Annotated in this window: 22 protein-coding genes and 1 riboswitch; of the genes, 6 read left to right on the top strand and 16 right to left on the bottom strand. The window is 42.7% G+C overall.

The window, feature by feature from the left end:
- Positions 1-10: 10 nt before the first annotated feature.
- From fabZ to ACLNCP_RS04640, 10 genes are all read right to left on the bottom strand, one after another.
- Positions 11-433: a 3-hydroxyacyl-ACP dehydratase FabZ gene (gene fabZ, locus ACLNCP_RS04685; RefSeq protein ID WP_000565515.1), complete on the bottom strand. Its 423-nt coding sequence runs from the start codon at positions 431-433 to the stop codon at positions 11-13.
- Entirely contained in the window at positions 430-915 is a 486-nt protein-coding gene (gene accB, locus ACLNCP_RS04680; protein ID WP_045612211.1) for an acetyl-CoA carboxylase biotin carboxyl carrier protein, read from the bottom strand. The genes fabZ and accB overlap by 4 nt, the downstream gene beginning before the upstream one ends.
- Before the next feature lie 2 nt (positions 916-917).
- Complete coding sequence (gene fabF / locus ACLNCP_RS04675) at positions 918-2,153, bottom strand: beta-ketoacyl-ACP synthase II (RefSeq protein ID WP_000774075.1); 1,236 nt, start codon at positions 2,151-2,153, stop codon at positions 918-920.
- 21 nt (positions 2,154-2,174) lie between these two features.
- Entirely contained in the window at positions 2,175-2,906 is a 732-nt protein-coding gene (gene fabG, locus ACLNCP_RS04670; RefSeq protein ID WP_424844102.1) for a 3-oxoacyl-[acyl-carrier-protein] reductase, read from the bottom strand.
- A 40-nt stretch (positions 2,907-2,946) separates the two neighbouring features.
- Entirely contained in the window at positions 2,947-3,870 is a 924-nt protein-coding gene (gene fabD, locus ACLNCP_RS04665; RefSeq protein WP_424844101.1) for an ACP S-malonyltransferase, read from the bottom strand.
- A complete protein-coding gene (gene fabK / locus ACLNCP_RS04660; RefSeq protein WP_045612217.1) occupies positions 3,863-4,837 on the bottom strand; it encodes an enoyl-[acyl-carrier-protein] reductase FabK in 975 nt (324 codons plus the stop codon). Before fabK ends, fabD begins: the two co-directional genes overlap by 8 nt.
- Positions 4,838-4,953: 116 nt before the next feature.
- Positions 4,954-5,178: an acyl carrier protein gene (locus ACLNCP_RS04655; protein ID WP_000257838.1), complete on the bottom strand. Its 225-nt coding sequence runs from the start codon at positions 5,176-5,178 to the stop codon at positions 4,954-4,956.
- A 59-nt stretch (positions 5,179-5,237) separates the two neighbouring features.
- Positions 5,238-6,212: a beta-ketoacyl-ACP synthase III gene (locus tag ACLNCP_RS04650; protein WP_049500270.1), complete on the bottom strand. Its 975-nt coding sequence runs from the start codon at positions 6,210-6,212 to the stop codon at positions 5,238-5,240.
- Positions 6,212-6,646: a fatty acid biosynthesis transcriptional regulator FabT gene (gene fabT, locus ACLNCP_RS04645; RefSeq protein ID WP_000386356.1), complete on the bottom strand. Its 435-nt coding sequence runs from the start codon at positions 6,644-6,646 to the stop codon at positions 6,212-6,214. Before fabT ends, ACLNCP_RS04650 begins: the two co-directional genes overlap by 1 nt.
- 93 nt (positions 6,647-6,739) lie before the next feature.
- On the bottom strand, positions 6,740-7,525 hold the full coding sequence (locus tag ACLNCP_RS04640; protein WP_153199182.1) for an enoyl-CoA hydratase: 786 nt from the start codon (positions 7,523-7,525) through the stop codon (positions 6,740-6,742).
- A 209-nt stretch (positions 7,526-7,734) separates the two neighbouring features.
- Here ACLNCP_RS04640 and ACLNCP_RS04635 point away from each other — a divergent pair, with 209 nt between their 5' ends.
- The 3 genes from ACLNCP_RS04635 (at position 7,735) to serS (ending at position 10,961) form a co-directional block, all read left to right on the top strand.
- A complete protein-coding gene (locus tag ACLNCP_RS04635) occupies positions 7,735-9,099 on the top strand; it encodes an aspartate kinase (RefSeq protein WP_261053074.1) in 1,365 nt (454 codons plus the stop codon).
- Positions 9,100-9,101: 2 nt separating this feature from the next.
- Positions 9,102-9,473 carry a DUF956 family protein gene (locus ACLNCP_RS04630; RefSeq protein WP_125393742.1) on the top strand — a complete coding sequence of 124 codons (372 nt, stop codon included), beginning with the start codon at positions 9,102-9,104 and terminating at the stop codon, positions 9,471-9,473.
- Positions 9,474-9,686: 213 nt separating this feature from the next.
- Positions 9,687-10,961, top strand: coding sequence for a serine--tRNA ligase (gene serS / locus ACLNCP_RS04625; protein WP_033686469.1), 1,275 nt, complete (start codon positions 9,687-9,689; stop codon positions 10,959-10,961).
- Positions 10,962-10,984: 23 nt separating this feature from the next.
- Here the strand turns inward: serS and ACLNCP_RS04620 are convergent, their stop codons facing one another.
- The 6 genes from ACLNCP_RS04620 to zapA form a co-directional block, all read right to left on the bottom strand.
- On the bottom strand, positions 10,985-11,884 hold the full coding sequence (locus tag ACLNCP_RS04620; RefSeq protein WP_247953304.1) for a TDT family transporter: 900 nt from the start codon (positions 11,882-11,884) through the stop codon (positions 10,985-10,987).
- Between the two features lie 109 nt (positions 11,885-11,993).
- On the bottom strand, positions 11,994-12,542 hold the full coding sequence (locus tag ACLNCP_RS04615) for a carboxymuconolactone decarboxylase family protein (RefSeq protein ID WP_000206768.1): 549 nt from the start codon (positions 12,540-12,542) through the stop codon (positions 11,994-11,996).
- A 132-nt stretch (positions 12,543-12,674) separates the two neighbouring features.
- Positions 12,675-13,997: an alanine/glycine:cation symporter family protein gene (locus ACLNCP_RS04610; protein WP_049544781.1), complete on the bottom strand. Its 1,323-nt coding sequence runs from the start codon at positions 13,995-13,997 to the stop codon at positions 12,675-12,677.
- Positions 13,998-14,087: 90 nt separating this feature from the next.
- Positions 14,088-14,176: riboswitch (glycine riboswitch) on the bottom strand.
- A 164-nt stretch (positions 14,177-14,340) separates the two neighbouring features.
- Positions 14,341-16,677, bottom strand: a complete 2,337-nt coding sequence (locus ACLNCP_RS04605; protein ID WP_049544780.1) for an endonuclease MutS2 — start codon at positions 16,675-16,677, stop codon at positions 14,341-14,343.
- A gap of 92 nt (positions 16,678-16,769) precedes the next feature.
- Positions 16,770-17,318 carry a CvpA family protein gene (locus tag ACLNCP_RS04600; RefSeq protein WP_000624509.1) on the bottom strand — a complete coding sequence of 183 codons (549 nt, stop codon included), beginning with the start codon at positions 17,316-17,318 and terminating at the stop codon, positions 16,770-16,772.
- The gene (gene zapA, locus ACLNCP_RS04595; protein ID WP_000002019.1) at positions 17,315-17,617 is read right to left on the bottom strand and encodes a cell division protein ZapA; all 303 of its coding nucleotides are present in this window, start codon (positions 17,615-17,617) and stop codon (positions 17,315-17,317) included. The genes ACLNCP_RS04600 and zapA overlap by 4 nt, the downstream gene beginning before the upstream one ends.
- Before the next feature lie 86 nt (positions 17,618-17,703).
- Between zapA and rnhC the strand changes: the two genes are divergently transcribed.
- From rnhC to recD2, 3 genes are all read left to right on the top strand, one after another.
- Positions 17,704-18,585, top strand: a complete 882-nt coding sequence (gene rnhC, locus ACLNCP_RS04590) for a ribonuclease HIII (protein WP_261105032.1) — start codon at positions 17,704-17,706, stop codon at positions 18,583-18,585.
- Between the two features lie 3 nt (positions 18,586-18,588).
- The gene (gene lepB, locus ACLNCP_RS04585; protein WP_229294510.1) at positions 18,589-19,203 is read left to right on the top strand and encodes a signal peptidase I; all 615 of its coding nucleotides are present in this window, start codon (positions 18,589-18,591) and stop codon (positions 19,201-19,203) included.
- A gap of 234 nt (positions 19,204-19,437) precedes the next feature.
- Positions 19,438-21,804 carry an SF1B family DNA helicase RecD2 gene (recD2, locus tag ACLNCP_RS04580; RefSeq protein ID WP_371613565.1) on the top strand — a complete coding sequence of 789 codons (2,367 nt, stop codon included), beginning with the start codon at positions 19,438-19,440 and terminating at the stop codon, positions 21,802-21,804.
- Positions 21,805-21,870: the final 66 nt, after the last annotated feature.

Raw genomic sequence — 21,870 nt, 5'->3', positions numbered from 1 at the left:
GAGAACCTCCTTAGTTCCCAATTGCAAAGGTAAGAGTACCACTAGCTGCAAGCTTGCCATCCACTTCAGCCTTTGCTTCAACCACGGCAATGGTGCCACGACGTTTTACAAACGTTGCCGTCATAACTAATTGGTCACCTGGTACAACTTGCTTCTTAAACTTGACCTTGTCCATACCAGCGTAAAAGACTAGTTTCCCTTTATTTTCAGGTTTTGATAACTCCAAGACACCAGCTGTTTGCGCCAAGGCTTCCATAATCAGAACACCTGGCATGACAGGGTATTGAGGAAAATGACCGTTAAAGAAGGGCTCATTGATAGTCACATTTTTGATGGCAACAATGGTGTCCTCGCTCACTTCCAACACACGGTCTACTAGGAGCATAGGATAACGGTGGGGAAGGGCTTCTTTGATTCCTTGAATATCGATCATTTGATACGTACCAATCCTTTACCAAACTCAACCATTTCTTCGTTAGAAACGAGAATTTCCGTTACCACACCATCCTTAGGAGCTGGAATTTCATTCATGACTTTCATAGCTTCGATGATCACCAATGTTTGACCTTTTTTGACACTATCACCAACTGTGACGAAGGCAGGTTTATCAGGACCAGCAGCCAAGTAAGCCACCCCAACAAGTGGACTCTCTACAACATCTCCCTCAGCAGCTACGCTTGCTTCTGCTGGTGACGAAGTTTCTTCTATTACAGTTTCTACTGGAGCAGATGTAGGAGCTACTGGACTTGGTGTTGCTAGAACGGGCGCTGAAGCGACTTGAGCTGCAACTTCAGACACCAGTCTCGCTTCATTCTTGCTAAACTGCAACTCATCCGTCCCATTTTTATAAGAAAATTCTCTCAAACTTGACTGGTCAAATTGGGCCATCAAGTCTTTAATATCGTTTAAATTCATAGTTATTTATTCTCCCAACGTTTGAAAGCAAGAACTGCATTGTGGCCACCAAAACCAAAAGTATTTGAAATAGCGTATGGAATTTCTTGCTCCAAGCCTTGTCCATAAACGACATTGGCTTCGATATAGTCTGATACTTCGCTTGTCCCAGCTGTCATTGGTACAAAGTTATGACGCATAGCTTCGATGGTTACGATAGCTTCTACCGCACCTGCAGCACCTAGCAAATGTCCTGTGAAAGACTTGGTTGATGATACAGGTACTTCCTTACCAAGAACAGCTACGATCGCACCACTTTCTCCTTTTTCATTAGCAGGAGTTGAGGTTCCGTGAGCATTGACATAGGCTACTTGCTCTGGAGAAATCTCAGCTTCTTCCAAGGCTAGTTTGATGGCCTTGATAGCTCCCTGACCTTCTGGATGTGGTGAAGTCATGTGGTAGGCATCACAAGTATTTCCGTAACCAACCACTTCAGCAAGGATAGTAGCCCCACGTTTTTCAGCGTGTTCAAGGCTTTCAAGAACCAACATCCCAGAACCTTCACCCATGACAAAACCATTACGGTCCTTATCAAATGGAATGGAAGCACGAGTTGGGTCCTCTGTAGTTGAGAGAGCAGTTAGGGCTTGGAAACCAGCAATAGCAAAAGGTGTGATAGAGGCTTCTGAACCACCTACCAACATAACATCTTGGAAACCAAACTTAATTGAGCGGAAGGCATCCCCAATCGCATCATTTGATGAAGCGCAGGCAGTATTGATAGATTTACAAACACCGTTTGCTCCAAAACGCATAGCAACATTTCCTGAAGCCATATTTGGCAAGGCTTTTGGAAGGGTCAATGGTTTCACACGTTTTGGTCCTTTGTCATTTAGGCGGAGCACTTGATCTTCAATTTCTTTGATTCCACCAATACCAGAGGCCACGATAACACCAAAACGATCTTTATCAAGAGTCTCTACATCGAGATTAGCGTGATTGACAGCTTCTTGGGCTGCGTACAAGGCATACAAAGAGTAGTTATCAAAACGATTGGTATCTTTCTTAACAAAGTATTTATCAAAAGGAAAATCTTGGATTTCTGCCGCATTATGCACATCAAAGTCACTATGATCAAATTTCGTAATTTGACCAATTCCGATTTTTCCAGTTGTCAAACTGTTCCAAAATTCTTCTGGTGTATTTCCAATTGGAGATGTTACTCCATAACCTGTTACTACTACGCGATTTAGTTTCATCTTTTTCACCTCTAGCTTCTGCTACATACTTAAGCCACCATCAATGGCAACCACTTGACCAGTTAGATAATCTTGGCCTGCTAAAAATACTGTTAAATCTGCAACCTGCTCTGCCTGCCCAAATTCTTTCATAGGAATTTGTGCCAGCATAGCATCTTTTACCTTGTCTGATAGGACAGCTGTCATATCGGACTCAATCATTCCAGGTGCAATAGCATTAACCCTGATATTGCGATTGGCTACTTCACGCGCCACAGACTTGGTAAAACCAATCAAACCAGCCTTAGAAGCAGCATAGTTAGCTTGACCGATATTTCCCATCAAACCAACAACACTAGACATATTGATGATAGCACCTTCTCTGGCTTTCATCATCGGTTTCAAGACTGATTGTGTCATGTTAAAGGTACCAGTCAGGTTCACCTTGAGAACTTTTTCAAAATCCGCTTCTGTCATCTTGAGCATCAGGGTATCTTGAGTAATTCCTGCATTGTTAACCAAAACATCTACTGAACCCAGCTCTACAATAGCTTGTTCAACCATACGTTTAGCATCTGCAAAATCTGACACGTCTCCTGATATAGGAACCACCTTGACACCATAGTTTGAAAACTCAGCGAGCAATTCTTCTGAGATTGCCCCACGACTGTTTAAAACAATATTGGCTCCTGCCTGAGCAAACTTGTGGGCGATGGCAAGACCAATTCCACGACTCGAACCTGTAATAAAGATATTTTTATTTTTTAGTTGCATTCTTTTCTCCTGTTTTCTCTTGTATTTATGGGAGAAGGGATTACTTGTTTTCTAGCAAAGTTTCCAAACTAGCCTGATCTTCAACATTGGCTAGTTTAGCTGTCTTATCAATTTTTTTGACAAAGCCTGACAAGACTTTCCCCGGTCCAATCTCGATAAAGTTGGTTACACCTGCTTCTTGCATAACTGCAATACTTTCATAGAAACGAACTGGCTCCTTAACCTGACGCGTCAAGAGTTGAGCAATGTCTTCTTTTTGCATAACTGCAGCTTCTGTATTGCCGACTAGGGGACAAGTGAAATCTGAAAAGTTTACCTGAGCTAGTGTTTCAGCCAGTTTCTGGCTAGCAGGCTCAAGGAGAGCGGTATGAAAAGGTCCTGAAACCTTGAGAGGAATCAAGCGTTTGGCACCTGCTTCTTGCAAGAGTTCAACAGCTCGGTCAACTGCAACCACTTCTCCACCAATCACGATTTGTGCAGGTGTATTATAGTTGGCTGGGGTAACTACGCCAAGTTCAGAAGCTTTTTGACAGGCTTCCTCAATAACCTCTACTGGTGTATTGAGAACTGCCACCATCTTGCCAGAGCCAGCAGGAGCCGCTTCTTCCATATAGGCGCCACGCTTGGCTACCAAAGCAACCGCATCTTCAAAATCCAAGACACCGCTGGCCACCAAGGCAGAGTATTCTCCAAGAGACAAACCAGCAACCATATCAGGCTGATAGCCCTTTTCTTGCAATAAACGATAGATAGCAACTGAAGTTGCTAAAATAGCTGGTTGCGTATAGCGGGTCTGATTGAGTTTTTCTTCTTCCCTATCGATAAGATGACGCAAATCATAACCGAGTACCTGACTCGCTTGATCAATCGTTTCTTTGACAATCGGATACTGATCATAGAGATCCCGTCCCATACCTAGATACTGGGCACCTTGACCAGCAAATAAAAAGGCTGTTTTAGTCATTTCTTACAACTCCTGCCCAACGAGAGGCTTCTTCTTGAATTTTCTTAGCTGCTCCGTAATACAAATCTTTTAGGATTTCTTCAACGGTTTCTTCTTTGGAAACAAGGCCTGCAATTTGACCTGCCATAACAGATCCACCATCCACATCTCCGTGAACAACCGCTTTGGCTAGAGCACCTGCTCCCATTTGTTCAAAAATTTCCAAATCTGGATTTTCTTGTTTAAAAGCATCTTTTTCAGCTTGTTCAAAATCACGAGTCAACTGATTTTTAATCGCACGAACAGCATGTCCAAAGTGTTGAGCTGAAATCGTAGTATCAATATCTCTAGCTTTTAAAATTTTCGCCTTATAATTTGGATGGGCATTAGACTCTTTTGCAACGACAAAACGAGTTCCAACCTGAACAGCCTCTGCACCTAGCATAAAGCCAGCTGCAACACCTTCACCATCCGCAATCCCTCCTGCAGCAATAACTGGAATAGATACAGCAGCAGCAACCTGGCGAACCAAGGTCATGGTTGTTAATTTACCGATATGCCCCCCGGCCTCCATTCCTTCTGCAATAACAGCATCCGCACCGATTTTTTCCATGCGTTTCGCTAGGGCAACACTTGGCACAACAGGAATAACCGTAATACCAGCTTCATGGAAACGTTCCATGTATTTGCTTGGATTTCCTGCGCCTGTTGTAACTACCTTAACCCCTTCCTCGATAACGAGGTCTACAATATCTTCCACAAAGGGAGACAAGAGCATGATGTTGACACCAAAGGGTTTATCAGTCAATGATTTGATTTTATCAATATTTGCCTTGACAACTTCTTTAGGGGCATTCCCCCCACCGATAATCCCTAGTCCTCCAGCCTTGGAAACAGCTCCTGCCAAATCACCATCAGCAACCCAGGCCATTCCTCCTTGAAAAATAGGATAATCAATGTTCAATAATTCTGTAATACGCGTTTTCATAGTGCCTCCATCGTTTCTTGCTTACGTAATAGTTCGATACCGTCATAATTTGACAATCAAACTATTGCCTAAACAAGAGGGAGCGGGTTTCCCTACTCCTTCTATTTATATTCTGTTTATTTTGTTTGCTCTTCAACATAGGCAACCAAGTCACCAACTGTTTTCAAGTCATCTTCTGCTTCGATTTGGATATCAAAAGCATCTTCGATTTCTGAGATTACTTGGAACAAGTCCAATGAATCTGCGTCCAAATCATCAAAAGTTGATTCAAGTGTTACTTCTGATGCGTCTTTTCCAAGTTCTTCAACGATAATTTCTTGTACTTTTTCAAATACTGCCATGATAGGACTCCTTTAAAATAAATAGTTTTTTTATAACAATGTGTTCACCACATGATTACCTAAATTGTAAGAATGAGCGTGCCCCAGGTCAAGCCTCCACCGAAGCCTGATAAAAGAACAGTCTGGCTTCCATCTAAACGGATAAGGCCTTGTTCTACACACTCTGAAAGTAAAATCGGGATACTGGCTGCACTGGTGTTGCCATATTCCATCATATTGGCTGGAAGTTTATCTCGGTTAACACCGATTTTTCTAGCCATTTTATCCAAAATACGGTCATTAGCCTGATGAAGTAGCAGATAATCCAAGTTTGTCGCCTCTATAGGAGATTCATCAATAGTCTGCTTGATAGACTTGGCTACATCCCGAATAGCAAAATCAAAGACCGCGCGCCCATCCATCTTCAAAAATGAATCTGCATTTTCTTGATCTGAAAACGGAGAATGCAAGCCTGAATGTCCATAAGTTAGACACTCGCTACGACTCCCATCACTATTGAGACTCTCAGCCAAAAAATGCTCTTTCTCGCTAGCTTCTAGCAAGACACCACCAGCACCATCTCCAAACAAAACAGCTGTTGATCGGTCTGACCAATCGACTGCTTTAGAGAGGGTTTCACTACCAATCACCAAGCCTTTTTGAAAGCGACCAGAAGCGATAAACTTTTCAGCAGTTGAAAGAGCAAATACAAATCCACTGCAAGCTGCTGTTAGGTCAAAAGCAAAGGCCTTATTAGCACCAATATTAGCTTGAACACGAGCAGCTGTAGAGGGCATCATCGAATCTGGAGTAATGGTAGCTAGGATGATAAAATCCAACTCCCCTCCTGTGATTTCAGCTTTTGCCATCAGTTTCTTGGCAACTTCTGTAGCCAAATCACTAGTAGATTCTGTTCTTGAAATATGCCTTTGTCGTATTCCCGTCCGACTTGAAATCCACTCATCATTAGTATCCATAATCTGAGCCAAATCATGATTTGTAACCACTTGCTCTGGCACATAATGAGCAACCTGGCTTATTTTTGCAAAAGCCATTATCTCAAATCCTCCAAAAATTGATAAAGATTAGTCAAACCTTTGCTCATAACCTCCATCTCTTGCTTACTCATACCATCAATGATTTTTTCAACCATAGCCTTGTGGAAGCGTTTATGTAGCCTATGAACCAAGCGACCTTTCTTTGTCAAATGCAGATGTACCACACGTCGATCATGTTCTGAACGAATGCGTTCAATATAACCCTTACGTTCGAGATTATTCAAACTAGTCGTAACTGTCCCAAGAGTCACCATCAACTCTTTCGACACTTGACTTGGTGTCACATCTGGAACTTTTCCAATCACATCAATCGTATGCATTTCTTTGATGGAGATATCCTTGAAACGACTACCCCTCAAGCTAACTTCCTCAATAACGAGGACATTGTTAAATATAGACGTTAAATATTCATTAATTCGTTGGTAGTCCAATCTTTCCTTCCCTCCTTTTCAAAAAAACTTTTAGAATCAAAACATTTGACAAAAGAATTATATCAAAGTTCAAAGAATGGTGCAAGTATTTTTTTATTTTCCTGTAAATTTAGGTCTTCTTCTTTCCGAATGAGCCCGAACTCCTTCTTTGAAATCCTCTGTTTTGGCTAGAGATTCTTGAAGATTCAGTTCTAAAGTAGCATAATCTTGCCAATCTTTAAATTGGCTCTCCCACACCAACTTCTTGATGGCAGCATAAGAATTGTTTGAGCCACGTCTTAATTTTTTAAGAATCTGTTCTCTCGTCTTTTCAAGTTTATCAGCTTCACAGACGCGGTAAACTAGTCCCCATTCTAGAGCTTTTTCTGCGTTCAAAGCCTCACCTGTCATAGCTAATTGAGCAGCACGCGTCACACCAATACTTCGACTCAAGAGATGAATTCCTCCTGCATCCGGAGCCAAGCCAACTCCAACAAAAGCTTGGATAAATTTAGCCTTATCCGTTGCCAGACAGAAATCTGCGGCAACAGCCATATTCGCTGCGGCACCTGCAACAGCCCCATCAACCTCCATCAAGACAGGTTTAGCAATTTGCTTGATTTTATAAGAAATAGTATTGACCAATTCTGCGATTTTCGTCAATGATGGAATATCATCCTCATCGACTGCTCGCTTCATCTCAACCAAATCTCCCCCAACAGAGAAGACTTTGCCATTCGCGTTGATTAAGACAAAATGCACAGCCGGATCCTCTTCTGCCAAAATCAGAGCTTCTAAAATCTCCTCACACATAGGGATATGAAAACCATTCGCTACCTCAGGACGATTCAAGGTAAGGATTGCCAAGTCCTCTTCAAGCTGATAAATAATGTGTTCCATCAGGGCTCCTTTTTATTTTATAAGTAGTTTAAATTATTTTATTTTCAAAGTATATCTTTTTTAGGAACAGAAAGCAAGAAAAAATCGACTGAAAGTGTCTCAGCCGATTATAAAGAATCGCTTTATCCTAGAAAGCATCTTATTTTCTTCATTGAAAAAAGCCATTCTTTCTGCTATAATCGTATAAAATACTTACTTTAGGAGTTCTTATGAAGGTTGTTAAATTTGGAGGTAGCTCTCTTGCCTCTGCTAGTCAATTAGAAAAAGTTTTAAACATCGTAAAAAGCGATTCAGAGCGTCGTTTTGTAGTCGTTTCTGCCCCTGGTAAACGCAATGCTGAAGATACTAAGGTTACAGATGCCTTGATTAAATACTACCGCGACTATGTTGCTGGTAACGATATTAGCAAGAGCCAAAACTGGATTATCGACCGCTATGCCGCTATGGTTAGTGAACTAAGTCTTAAACCAGCTGTGCTAGAAAAAATTTCAAAAAGTATTCGGGCCTTGGCAACTCTTCCTATCGAAGAAAACGAATTTCTCTACGATACTTTCCTAGCAGCGGGTGAAAATAACAATGCTAAATTGATTGCTGCCTACTTTAATCAAAATGGTATCGATGCACGCTATGTGCACCCTAGAGAAGCTGGTATTGTGGTCACAAGTGAACCTGGTCACGCTCGCATCATTCCATCAAGTTATGACAAGATTGAGGAATTGACAAATACAAATGAAGTTCTTGTCATTCCTGGTTTCTTTGGAGTTACCAAGGAAAATCAAATCTGTACCTTCTCACGTGGAGGATCAGACATTACAGGTTCTATCATTGCTGCCGGTGTTAAGGCAGACCTCTATGAAAACTTTACAGACGTTGATGGTATCTTTGCAGCCCACCCTGGTATTATTCACCAACCACACTCAATCCCTGAGTTGACCTACCGTGAAATGCGTGAGTTGGCCTATGCAGGCTTCTCAGTCCTTCATGACGAAGCCCTTCTACCTGCCTACCGTGGAAAAATTCCTCTGGTTATCAAGAATACCAACAATCCTGACCACCCAGGTACTCGTATCGTTCTAAAACACAGTAGTGATGAATTTCCAGTAGTAGGAATTGCTGGTGACTCAGGCTTTGTCAGCATTAATATGTCGAAATACCTCATGAACCGTGAGGTGGGATTTGGTCGCAAGGTTCTTCAAATCCTTGAAGATCTTAACATCGGTTGGGAACATATGCCAACAGGTATCGACGATCTTTCAATCATCCTCCGTTCTCGTGAACTAACTCCTATCAAGGAAGAAGAAATCCTTCGTCAGTTGGTTCAAAAGGCTGAAGTAGATCATGCAGAAATCGAACACGACCTTTCAATCATTATGATTGTTGGTGAAAAGATGAAGAGTCATATCGGAGTAACTGCTACTGCAACACGCGCTCTATCTGAAAACAAGATCAACATCCAGATGATGTCTCAAGGTTCTAGTGAAGTTTCTATCATGTTTGTTGTCAATAAAGACCAAGAGAAAGCAGCAATCAAAGCCCTCTACAATGCCTTTTTCGGTGAAAGTAAGGAAGACTAAGCATGGCTCAATCACTTAACAAAACAGTGCTCCTCAATACGACAGGCACCTCCTACCTCTCTATAGCTGGGAAAGTTGGGAAATTTCTTATTGGGGATCAGGCTCTTGAATTTTACCCAGATGTCAACGTCGAACAATTTATCCAAATTCCTTGGAGCCATATCAACCAAATTGGAGCCAATGTTACTGGTCGCAAAATCAGTCGCCACTTCGAAGTCTTTACAGACAGAGGAAAATTCCTCTTTGCTTCAAAAGACTCAGGTGCCATTCTTAAAATTGCTCGCGAAAAACTAGGCAATGACAAGGTCGTCAAACTTCCTACCCTGATTCAGACAATTAGCCAAAAATTTAAAAATCTATTTGCAAAAAAGTAGAAACTTTAGTATAATCATAGCAACGGATAAGTAGGTTATCTTCTTCTTTCAGAAAGTCTGCGGATGCTGCGAGCAGATAGGAGGGATAGGTGAAATTCTACCGTTAGTAACAATTACATACACAATCAAGTGCACACCTGTGAAGTTGGATGGAACCGTGGCCCTGCCACTCCAACGCTTTGTCAGGTGTGCTTTTTTCACAAAGGAGTTCTTATGTTAGATATCAAACGTATTCGTACAGACTTTGATGCTGTCGCAGAAAAATTGGCTACACGTGGTGTAGATGCTGCTGTCTTAAATGAAATGAAAGAAATCGATGCTAAACGTCGTGACATCTTGGTCAAGGTTGAAACTTTAAAAGCAGAACGTAACACAGTTTCTGCTGAGATTGCCCAAGCTAAGCGCAACAAGGAAAATGCAGATGACAAGATTGCTGCCATGCAAACTCTATCTGCTGAGGTCAAAGCCTTGGATGCTGAATTGGCAGAAATCGATGCTAAATTGACAGAATTTACCACTACTCTTCCAAATATTCCAGCTGATAGCGTTCCTGTTGGGGCTGACGAAGACGACAATGTGGAGGTTCGCCGTTGGGGTACTCCACGCGAGTTCGATTTCGAGCCAAAAGCTCACTGGGATCTTGGCGAAGACCTTGGTATCCTTGATTGGGAACGTGGCGGTAAGGTAACAGGAGCTCGCTTCCTCTTCTATAAAGGACTCGGTGCTCGTTTGGAACGTGCCATCTACAACTTTATGTTGGATGAACATGGAAAAGAAGGCTATACGGAAGTCATCACGCCTTACATGGTTAACCATGATTCTATGTTTGGGACTGGTCAATATCCAAAATTCAAGGAAGATACTTTTGAACTCAGCGACAGCAATTATGTCCTTATTCCTACAGCTGAAGTTCCTCTAACAAACTACTACCGTGATGAAATCCTTGACGGTAAAGACCTGCCAATCTACTTCACTGCTATGAGCCCATCATTCCGTTCTGAGGCTGGTTCTGCTGGTCGTGATACTCGTGGCTTGATTCGTTTGCACCAATTCCACAAGGTTGAAATGGTTAAATTTGCCAAACCAGAAGAATCTTACGAAGAATTGGAAAAAATGACAGCCAACGCTGAAAATATCCTTCAAAAACTCAACCTTCCATACCGTGTCGTTGCTCTCTCTACTGGAGATATGGGCTTCTCAGCTGCTAAGACTTACGACTTGGAAGTTTGGATTCCAGCGCAAAATACTTACCGTGAAATCTCAAGTTGTTCAAATACAGAAGATTTCCAAGCCCGTCGTGCCCAAATCCGTTACCGTGATGAAGCAGACGGCAAGGTGAAATTGCTCCATACCTTGAACGGTTCTGGACTTGCAGTTGGACGTACAGTGGCTGCTATTCTTGAAAACTACCAAAATGCAGATGGTTCTGTGACCATCCCAGAAGCACTTCGTCCATACATGGGTGGAGCTGAAGTTATCAAACCATAAAAATAAGGTTTAGCTATTTCTAGCTAGACCTTTTTTCGTAACCAAATCAAATAAGCACCTAATACAAAGAGCAAAATGATTAGGCAAATAACAGTTTCAGCCACTACCAAATAATCCAAAAATGGAAATTTCAAGATTCCCTGAGCCATCTTGAGCGAGGTAGCTGTGATAATGGTTGGGAAGGTGAGGGCTGAGAAGGCTGGTTGAAAACCTTGTTTTAAAATATTGGGCAGGCGAGTCAAAACAAAGAAAAAGAAGGATTGGGAAGCTAAGATCATGACAATCAAGAGCCAAGTCGGTAGACTGGCTCCTCCAACTCGAACTAGGGAAGCCAAGAGTAGGGAGAAAGGAGCACAGTAGATCCCTTCTTGTCCAAGCATGGCTTGTGGGAGTGGATGTTTCTTTAAATCGCTATAAATAAGCGGGTAGAGATAGAATGTCAAGAGAAATCCAAAACTCAAGGTCGCATAGGCAATTTCGATGATACCTACAAGAGGATAGGTCAAGGCTGCTACTGCTATCCCCACATAGAGAACCGTCCAGCTAGGAGTCGCATGAACCCTCCGACCCGGATAGGCAAATTTGATAGTGAAGCCAGCAATCAGAGCCACATCCAAGAGAAATGAAAAGCACCAGAGCCCTTGAGCAACCAAAGGAAAATGAGGGAAGACTCGAAAGACATAAGTCGATAAAATCATCCCAGCCATAAGAAAGGTGGCCATTCCTGACAAAAGTGGGGGCTTGGTCAATTCCTGCTTAGTTTCCTTCCAATTAAAGAGATGAAGAAGCAGAAAGAATATCCACAAAATCAAACCTGTCAGACTAAAAAGATGTGACAGAACCGGCAACGTATCTAAAATAAGATTTCCAGCTCCTGCCAAACCTAGCAAACAACCAGAAAATACCAAGGGGAGTTTTTTCATCCTAACCTCCAATAATCATGTTAGTTTCAGTATAGCATAAAAGCGCTTAATTGAGGGATTAAAAAAACGAAGTCCGATTATTTCAGACTTCATTTTTCTCAGATATTAATTAAGCATAAGGTTGCAATTCTGGGTTAATTGGTGTATTGGCTAGGTTGTTGGCATAGTTACAGAGGCTTGCTAGGCTGACACCAAGAACCACATCCAAGGCATTTTGTTGCGTGTAACCAGCTTCTAAAAACTCAGCCAAGGCTTCATCTCCTACACGACCCTTGGTATTGATAACTGCCAAGGTAAACTTAGCTAGGGTATCCAATTTAGGATCTGTTTCAATTGGAGTACGATTGCGAAGGGCTTGCAGAAGATCATCATTCATCTGGATTTGTTTGATTGAAAAGGCTGTGTGACCTGCGACACAGAAGGCACAACCATTGGTCACAGCTGCCGTGATCTGCACCACTTCACGCTCAACAGGCGTCAAGCTGTTGCGACGGTTGATAGCTCCGACAGTTCTGTAGGCTTCTAAAGCAGTCGGTGCATTAGCCAAGAGACCAATTAGGTTAGGAATATAGCCATTGTTATCTTTTTCTACTGTTTCAAGAACTTCTTTCACTTCTGCTGGAGCTGATTCGACTGTATGAATAGTAAATGTTGTCATCATAAAACCTCTTTTCATTTTGTTGAAACCTAGTCTATCACAGATTCTATACCATGTATAATATATATTTTAAATTACACTGATAGAAATTTTTTATGAAAGCAAAAAAATCACACGAGCTGTGTGATTTCATTATTTGTCAAAATACTTTTTAGTTTCAGCAATAACGACCGGCGACAAGACTAAGAGGGCAATCAAGTTTGGTAGAGCCATCAAGGCGTTAACGATATCTGCGATAATCCAAACCATATCCAACTCGATAAATCCTCCCAACAAGACCATGAGTACAAAGACCACACGGTAGAGCCAGATAAAGCGAACCCCAAAGAGAAACTCAAAACAACGTTCCCCGTAATAGTTCCAACCTAGAATTGTCGTGAAGGCAAAGAGTACAAGGAAGATTGTTAAGAGGGCAGGTCCAAAGTGTGAAAAGACTGTTGAGAAGGCTGACTGAGTCAAAGCAACTCCATTCAAATCACCACTCCAAACACCAGTCACCAAGATGGTCAAACCAGTCAGAGTACAGATAATGAGGGTGTCAATAAAGGTTCCTGTCATGGAAATCAAGCCTTGCTCTACCGGTTCATTTGTCTTGGCCGCAGCAGCTGCAATGGGAGCCGAACCCAGACCAGATTCGTTCGAGAACACACCACGCGCTACACCATTTTGAATAGCCATTCGAATGCTAGCACCGGCAAATCCACCTACCGCAGCAACAGGACTAAATGCTGATGTCAAGATTAAAGCGATTGTGGCAGGGATTTTCCCAATATTAAAGAAAATAACTGTAAGAGTTCCTAAAATATAGATGATAGCCATAAAAGGAACAACAGTAGTTGACACCTTAGAGATGGACTTGAGTCCACCAAAGACAGCAATCGCTACAAATACAGACAACACAAGAGCTGTGATGGCTGGTGAAATAGCCGTTGTATTTTGGATAGATTCTGTAATCGAGTTGACCTGGGTGAAGGTTCCGATCCCCAATAAAGCTACTAGCACACCTGCCAGGGCAAAAAAGATAGCAAGTGGTCGCCACTTTTCTCCCATCCCTAGAAGAATATAGTGCATGGGACCTCCCGCTACTGCACCATGGTCGTCCTTAGTGCGGTATTTGATAGCTAGTAATCCTTCCGCATACTTGGTAGCCATCCCAAAGAAAGCAGCCATCCACATCCAAAAGAGAGCTCCTGGTCCACCAACCTTGATAGCCGTCGCCACCCCGATAATATTTCCCGTACCAACTGTCGCTGCGAGTGCTGTACACAAGGCCGCAAAACTGGATACATCTCCATGCCCCTTATCCTTGGTAAAAATAAGCTGGAAGGCCTTGGGCAAACGCAAAACCTGCAAGAGTCCTAGACGGGCAGTTAGGTAAATCCCTGTTCCGACCAATAAAATTAAGAGGGGTGGGCCCCAAACAAAAGCATCGATTGATTTAAGCAATTCTAACATTTCCTTCTCCTATCTTTTCAACCCCAAAAGAAAGAGCACATGCAAGATACATGTACTCTGGAATGCTTAGATAAATGCTAAAAAGCGGTCTATCCTAGCTCTGTCCTTTTACCTGAGAGTTTGAGCAGTTGCCTGCCTTGCCCCTTCGGTGCCTTTACGGTCTCTCCAGAGTTCCGTCCATTTACAGTCATGGAAAATCAAACGATTCCCCACTTCTATTAAACTTCATTCGGTGTTGGTATTTAATTGATTCTTATTTTACAAAAAATGTTGGCTTTTGTCAATGTGTTTATTAGTAAAACTTAATTCAACAATTTTTACTGTATAAAGTCCGAAATATTTCTTATCCTTTAAAGGTCACAATAGTTGCGCCACTGCCTCCAGCATTTTGTGGGGCATAGCCGAAACTCTTGACATGTTTATTTCTTTGTAGGTATTTGGTAACACCTTCACGGATGACACCTGTTCCGATACCATGGATGATATCAACCTGAGCCATATTATTAAGCAAGGCTTGGTCGATAAAAGCATCTAGCTCATTCATGGCCTCTTCATAGCGTTTGCCTCGAAGGTCCAGTCTGGCTTGTGGACCACGACTAGAAGTTCGTTTCACAACATTGACCTGTTTCTTCTTGACTTGCTTTTCTTGCTGGGCTTGAACAAGGTCAAACTCTTTCTCTTCCAAGGTCATCTTGATCAAGCCGACTTGGGCTTCCCAGCGGCCGTCCTTGAGTTGATTGGTCAAGGTACCACGCTGTCCATAACTGAGAACCACGATATCATCTCCCACCTTTGGAGCTCGTTTTTTCTTGGCCTTTTGAAGGACCTTGTTTTTAGACAAGTCCACTTTTTCAGGAGCCAATTTTTTCAACTTGGCCTTGGCTTCAATAATTTCGTGGGGCTTGAGTTGAGATTTACTATGAAGATTCTTAAGAATCTGGTCACTTTCGCTTAGGGCCATGTCCACAATCTCAGCAGCCTGTTCACGCGCCTTATTAAGCTCGGTTTCCTTTTCACGATTGAGCTCGTTGTAAAGTTTTTTTAGAGCACGGTTCATCTTGAGATTTTCTTGCTCCACCTCACGGATATTGTCCAAGCGTTTACGACTTTCAAGCGTCTGCTCTTCCAGTTGCTCAATAATCCGGTTGACATCATTGTCCTGATCGACCTGCTGGCTAGCATCTCCTACGATAACTTCAGATAGTCCTAAACGTTTGGCAATTTCAAAGGCATTGCTTCGACCAGGAACACCCTGCATAAAGCGATAGGTCGGGCGAAGAGTTGCTGTATCAAACTCCATGCTGGCATTTTGCACAAAGGTTATCTCAATACCATAGGCCTTGAGTTCTGGATAATGAGTCGTAGCCATGGTCTTGACTTGACGCAGGCGAAGGTCTTCCAGAATAGCCATGGCAAGGGCAGCTCCCTCTTGGGGATCTGTACCAGCCCCCAACTCATCCAAGAGCAAGAGCGAATGTTGATTGACCTTGCCAAGAATATCCACAATATTGGTCATATGGCTAGAAAAGGTAGACAAGCTCTGTTCAATAGATTGCTCATCTCCAATATCGGCAAAGATTTCTTCAAAAATACCAACACGACTTCCCTTGTCTGCTAAAATCGGCAAACCAGACTGAGCCATAACCTGCGTCAATCCCAGAGTTTTAAGCATGATGGTCTTCCCACCTGTATTGGGACCTGTAATGACAATCGCTGTTAAATCTTGACCAAAATGGACATCATTTGCAACGGCATTTTTGACCAGAGGATGGCATACATGGAGCAGTTGAATTTCCTGATTTTCTGACAGCTGAGGAACGACTGCTTGCCTTTCTTGAATAAAGCGAACCTTGGCACGAATCAAGTCCAGATGGCCGATAATCCAAGCATCATTGGCAATTTCAGCCGCATGAGGGCGGACACGTTCAGAAATTTCTTGGAGAATGCGAAGCATTTCATAGCGCTCATCTGCTCGTAAACTGGCAATTTCTTCGCTCAGTTTGACCACCTCACGGGGTTCGATATAGACGGTGTTTCCGCTGGCAGAAATATCATGAACGACACCTGCAATCTTATTGCGGTAGGTGTTTTTAACTGGTAAAACCTGACGGCCATTTCTGCTGGCAACAATCCCTTCCGTCAACATCTGCGCTTTTTGCTTGAGCAGATCCTGTAAAACATCGCGTACCTGACTCTCACTATCATGGATTTTTCTGCGGATGCACGCCAATTCTTCACTGGCAAAATTTTCAATGAAACCTGCATCATTAAAGGCTTGGAGATTTCCTTGTAATTGCGGAAAATCATGTAATTTCTCAAACCAAAGGGCTAATTCTTCCAAGTTGACATTTTCCAGATTAGCATAAAAACTTTGCAGCTCTCGGCTAGACAGAAGCACGCGCTTCAAGAGTAGGAACTCCTCAATATTGAGGTCTGCTCCCATCTCCAACCGCTTGCAGACTCCTGCAATTTCCTTGGTTGCAAGAATGGTAAAATGCGGTTGCTCAACAAAAAGAGCCTGCATTTCCTTCATCTCAGCAAAAGCCTGTTTGATTTTATCTGCTTTGGCAGTCGGAGCCAGCTGTCTCAATTGCTCCAAGCCCTGCTCGGTCAACAAATGAGGTTCAAACAAGGCCTTGACCTTATTGAACTCTAATGTTTCTAATATTTTCTTGTTCATCTTTATTTCCTTGTCTTTGAATGTCTAGGTGTGGCAGCTTTTTACATTCAGTCAAATCTGTAAACAAAGGGCTAGGAAAATTCCTGCCCTTTTTATCCGATTAAATTTGTCACCCAGATTTGTTTGAGCCAACTGGTTGTTACCGGTATGCTCTGGATGATGTGTTTTGCGACGATACTCTTTTCAAGAGGATTTTGTATAGCTGCCATGGGGATGGTCGCCAAGATTGTCAAGGCCATCTGCAAGACAAATAAGGTCACCAACATGGACAAGATTCCTGCTGAAACTTGGAACAACTTGCCACCCAGTTTTTTACTAGGAATCAAGTGCAAGAGGAGACCAAGCAAACGACCGATGCTATAGACAATCCCAAATACAAGCAAGTAGCCAATCCCTGCGTAAAAGACCTTATCCAGCTGAAAGAGTTGATCCGATGGGAAAAAGAAGGTTCCCTGACCTTCCTGAGGATTTGCATAAGGGAGCAATAAATGGAACTGCTCTCCAAGCCCCTTGTAAAACTGGCCAGCCATAAAAGCCGATGCCATGGCTGAAATCAGGTAATACACCTGCAAGAGCAGGCCTCTCCGATAGCCAATATAAAATCCCCAAGCCAAGACCAATAGAAGAAGGAGTGAAATCATAAGGAATCCTCAATCTTGCTCTGTTCTTGCTTGCAGGTCACGAGCTTGTGACGGAGTTCTTCTAACTCTTGCTCCTTATCGTCAAATTCAATCTCACGGCTGAGCTGAGTTGATAAACAGTTGACTGCCAACAAAAGAGCGATTGTTTCATCATCTGCGCTAGGCATTTGTTCTTTAATTGCTTGGTATTTTTCTGTCGCAACCTTAGCGATTTCCTCCATAAAGAGATTATCATGTTCGCTTGTCAAGGTTAATGATTTTTTCCCGAATGTAAATTTGAATCGATTTAGATTAGCCATAAAATTCACCTCACGATATTATACCAAAATTCGCTAACTTTGTCAGTTTTTACAAATTTGCCGGCTTTTATGGTACAATAGAAACTATGGCAAGTATAACACTCACACCAAGCGAAAAGGAGATTCAGGCTTTTCTTGAACACTATCAAACTAGTCTGGCTCCCAGCAAGAATCCCTATATTCGCTACTTTTTACGACTACCTCAAGCTACCGTTTCTATCTATACTTCTGGAAAGGTCTTGCTTCAGGGGGAAGGAGCCGAGAAATATGCTAGTTTCTTTGGCTATCAGGTTTTAGAGGAAAACAGGGGTCAAAATTTCCCTTTGATTGGGACAGATGAGGTAGGGAATGGTTCCTACTTTGGTGGGCTTGCAGTTGTGGCTTCCTTTGTCACACCTGACCAGCATGCCTTCTTGCGAAAACTAGGTGTGGGGGATTCTAAGACTCTGACAGACCAAAAGATCCGTCAGATTGCCCCTATCCTCAAAGAAAAAATCCAGCACCAGGCACTACTTCTCTCACCAAGCAAGTACAACGAGGTCATCGGAGACCGCTACAACGCTGTTTCTGTTAAGGTAGCCCTCCATAACCAGGCTATCTATCTCCTTCTTCAAAAAGGCATTCAGCCTGAGAAAATTGTGATTGATGCCTTTACCAGTGCTAAAAATTATGACAAGTACTTGGCACAAGAGGCCAATCGTTTCAGCAATCCTATCAGCTTAGAAGAAAAGGCTGAGGGCAAATACTTGGCTGTCGCAGTTTCTTCTGTCATTGCGCGTGATCTCTTTCTGGAAAATCTAGAAAATCTAGGACGAGAACTGGGTTATCAACTTCCAAGTGGAGCTGGAACGGCTTCTGATAAGGTGGCTAGCCAGATTTTGCAAGCCTATGGTATGCAGGGACTCAACTTCTGCGCCAAATTGCACTTTAAAAATACTGAAAAAGCGAAAAAACGCTTAGAAAGGTAAGTTATGAATTCATTTAAAAATTTCTTAAAAGAGTGGGGATTGTTCCTCCTAATTCTGTCATTACTAGCTTTAAGTCGTATCTTTTTTTGGAGCAATGTTCGCGTAGAAGGGCATTCCATGGATCCTACCCTAGCGGATGGCGAAATCCTCTTTGTTGTCAAACACCTCCCTATTGACCGATTTGATATCGTGGTGGCCCATGAGGAAGATGGCAATAAGGACATCGTCAAGCGCGTGATCGGAATGCCTGGCGACACCATCCGTTACGAAAACGATAAACTTTACATCAATGATAAAGAGACGAACGAACCTTACCTAGCAGACTACATCAAACGTTTCAAGGATGACAAACTCCAAAGCACCTACTCAGGCAAGGGATTTGAAGGAAATAAAGGAACTTTCTTTAGAAGTATCGCTCAAAAAGCTCAAGCCTTCACAGTTGATGTCAACTACAACACCAACTTTAGCTTTACTGTTCCAGAAGGAGAATACCTTCTCCTCGGAGATGACCGCCTGGTTTCTAGCGACAGCCGCCACGTAGGTACCTTCAAAGCAAAAGATATCACAGGGGAAGCTAAATTCCGCTTCTGGCCAATCACCCGTATCGGAACATTTTAAGAGACCTAAGAGGCCGAGAATCAAGAATCTCAGCCTCTTCTTCTATCGTAAGAAGATGATTATTCTCTACCCAGTCTAACTAGGATAGAAACAAAGTTATACTCAATGAAAATCAAAGAGCAAACTAGGAAGCTAGCCGCAGGCTGTACTTGAGTACGGCAAGGCGAAACTGACGTGGTTTGAATTTGATTTTCGAAGAGTATTAACTCTCACCTATTCATGCAAAGGAATTTTATGGAAGTTTATTTTTCAGGAACCATTGAACGGATTATTTTTGAAAATCCCAGCAATTTTTATCGCATCCTCCTCCTAGAAATCGAAGATACGGACGCAGAGGATTTTAATGATTTTGAAATCATTGTCACGGGCACTATGGCTGATGTGATTGAGGGAGAAGACTATACATTTTGGGGGCAAATTGTCCAGCACTCCAAGTATGGGGAGCAACTGCAAATCAGCCGATATGAACGCGCAAAACCAACTAGCAAGGGATTGGTCAAGTACTTTTCAAGTAGCCATTTCAAGGGGATTGGTCTCAAGACTGCTCAGAAAATCGTGGATACCTATGGCGACAATACCATTGACGAAATTCTGCAACACCCAGAAAAGCTAGAAGGCATTGCAGGACTATCTGCCAAAAATCGCGAGGCTTTCGTCTCCACTCTCCGTCTCAACTACGGAACGGAGATGGTTTTGGCCAAACTAGCCAACTACGGTATTCCCAATAAACTAGCCTTTCAAATTCAAGACTTTTACAAGGAAGAAACCCTTAATGTGGTTGAAAATTATCCCTACCAATTGGTTGAGGATATCAAGGGCTTGGGCTTTACCATTGCTGACCAATTAGCGGAAGAACTAGGTATCGAAAGTCAGGCTCCTGAACGCTTTCGTGCCGGTCTAGTACATAGTCTTTTTCAGGCCTGTATGGAAACAGGGGACACCTATGTTGAAGCACGGGATTTGCTAGAACAAACCCTTACTCTCCTTGAATCTTCCCGCCCCGTGGAACTGGACCCCAGCCAAGTGGCCCAAGAGCTCTCCTACCTGATTGAAGAAGACAAGGTTCAGCAGATTGATACCAAAATTTTTGACAACAGCCTCTTTTTCGCTGAGGAAGGCATCCGCAGTCACTTGGTTCGTATCCTTGAAAAAGGAAAACAGAAGAGTCATGATTTAGAAACCATTCAAAAACATATCACTACTGTAGAGGAAGATCTGGGAATCCACTATGATAGAATTCAAAAACAAGCCATCTGTGATGCTATCCAGAACAAGGTCTTTATCCTGACAGGTGGACCTGGTACTGGTAAGACAACTGTTATCAATGGGATCATCGCTGTTTATGCCCTTTTAGAAGGACTTGACCTCAAGAAAAAAAGCAATTTGCCCATTCTTCTTGCTGCTCCAACTGGTCGAGCTGCTCGACGTATGAATGAATTGACAGGCTTGCCTAGCGCGACCATACACCGTCATTTAGGAATGACAGGTGACGATGATACCAGTCATCTGGAAGATTATCTGGATGCTGACTTTATCATCGTGGATGAATTTTCCATGGTGGATACTTGGCTGGCCAATCAACTCTTCTCCAACATCTCTTCTAACAGTAAAATCCTCATCGTAGGCGACAGCGACCAGTTGCCTTCTGTCAGTCCTGGACAGGTTCTAGCGGATCTGCTTCATATTCCCTTGATTCCTCAGACTCGCTTGGAAAAAATTTACCGGCAAAGCGAAGAATCAACCATCGTCACCCTAGCTAGTCAGATTCGACAGGGTATCTTGCCAGCTGATTTCACCCAGAAAAAAGCAGACCGTTCCTACTTTGAAATTGCTAGTGGCCATATTCCTGCTACCATTGAAAAGATCTTAGGCGCTGCCCTCAGAAGTGGCATCCCTGCCCGTGATATCCAAGTTCTGGCTCCCATGTACCGAGGAACTGCAGGGATTGATGCTATCAATCAGCTCATGCAAGACCTCCTTAACCCACCACAAAAAGACCAACTTAGTTTTGAAGCTCCCCAGTGCCATTATCGTAAGGGCGACAAGGTCATTCATTTAGTCAACGATGCTGAAATTAATGTCTTTAATGGAGATTTGGGAGCTATCACAGACCTGATTCCTGGTAAATATACCGAGTCTAAACAAGACGAGATTGTCATTGATTTTGATGGCAATGAAGTCTCTTACCCGCGTAACGAATGGTACAAGATCCGCTTGGCCTATGCCATGAGCATCCATAAGTCCCAGGGAAGTGAGTTTCCTGTTGTTATCCTGCCTATCACCAGTGCTAGCAAGCGTATGCTGGAGCGCAATCTCATCTATACAGCCATTACACGCGCCAAAAGCAAGATTATCTTATTAGGCGAATTACAGGCCTTTGATTATGCTACCCAACATATCGGAACTGCCCGAAAAACCTATCTGATTAAACGCTTCAGTGATTTATTGGAGAATGTTGAAGAAAAGCAACCAGCTGTCTCTGAAACTGCCACATCAAGTATCTCTGAACAATCCTACATCCTAACCGAAGAAAACTGGGACAGCATCCCAGCCATGATTGGAATTACAGACGCAAACCTCAAAGAGATTTTTGGAAAATAGTGCATAAGAAAACCCACCAATTCAGGTGGGATTTTTGTGGCTCTATAATATTTGTAGTGGGTAAAT

This window comes from Streptococcus sp. CL6.35 (genome assembly GCF_049737915.1).
Lineage (GTDB): Bacteria > Bacillota > Bacilli > Lactobacillales > Streptococcaceae > Streptococcus.
Note: the sequence above shows the minus strand (reverse complement) of the source record. Positions and strands in the feature narration are given on the sequence as shown.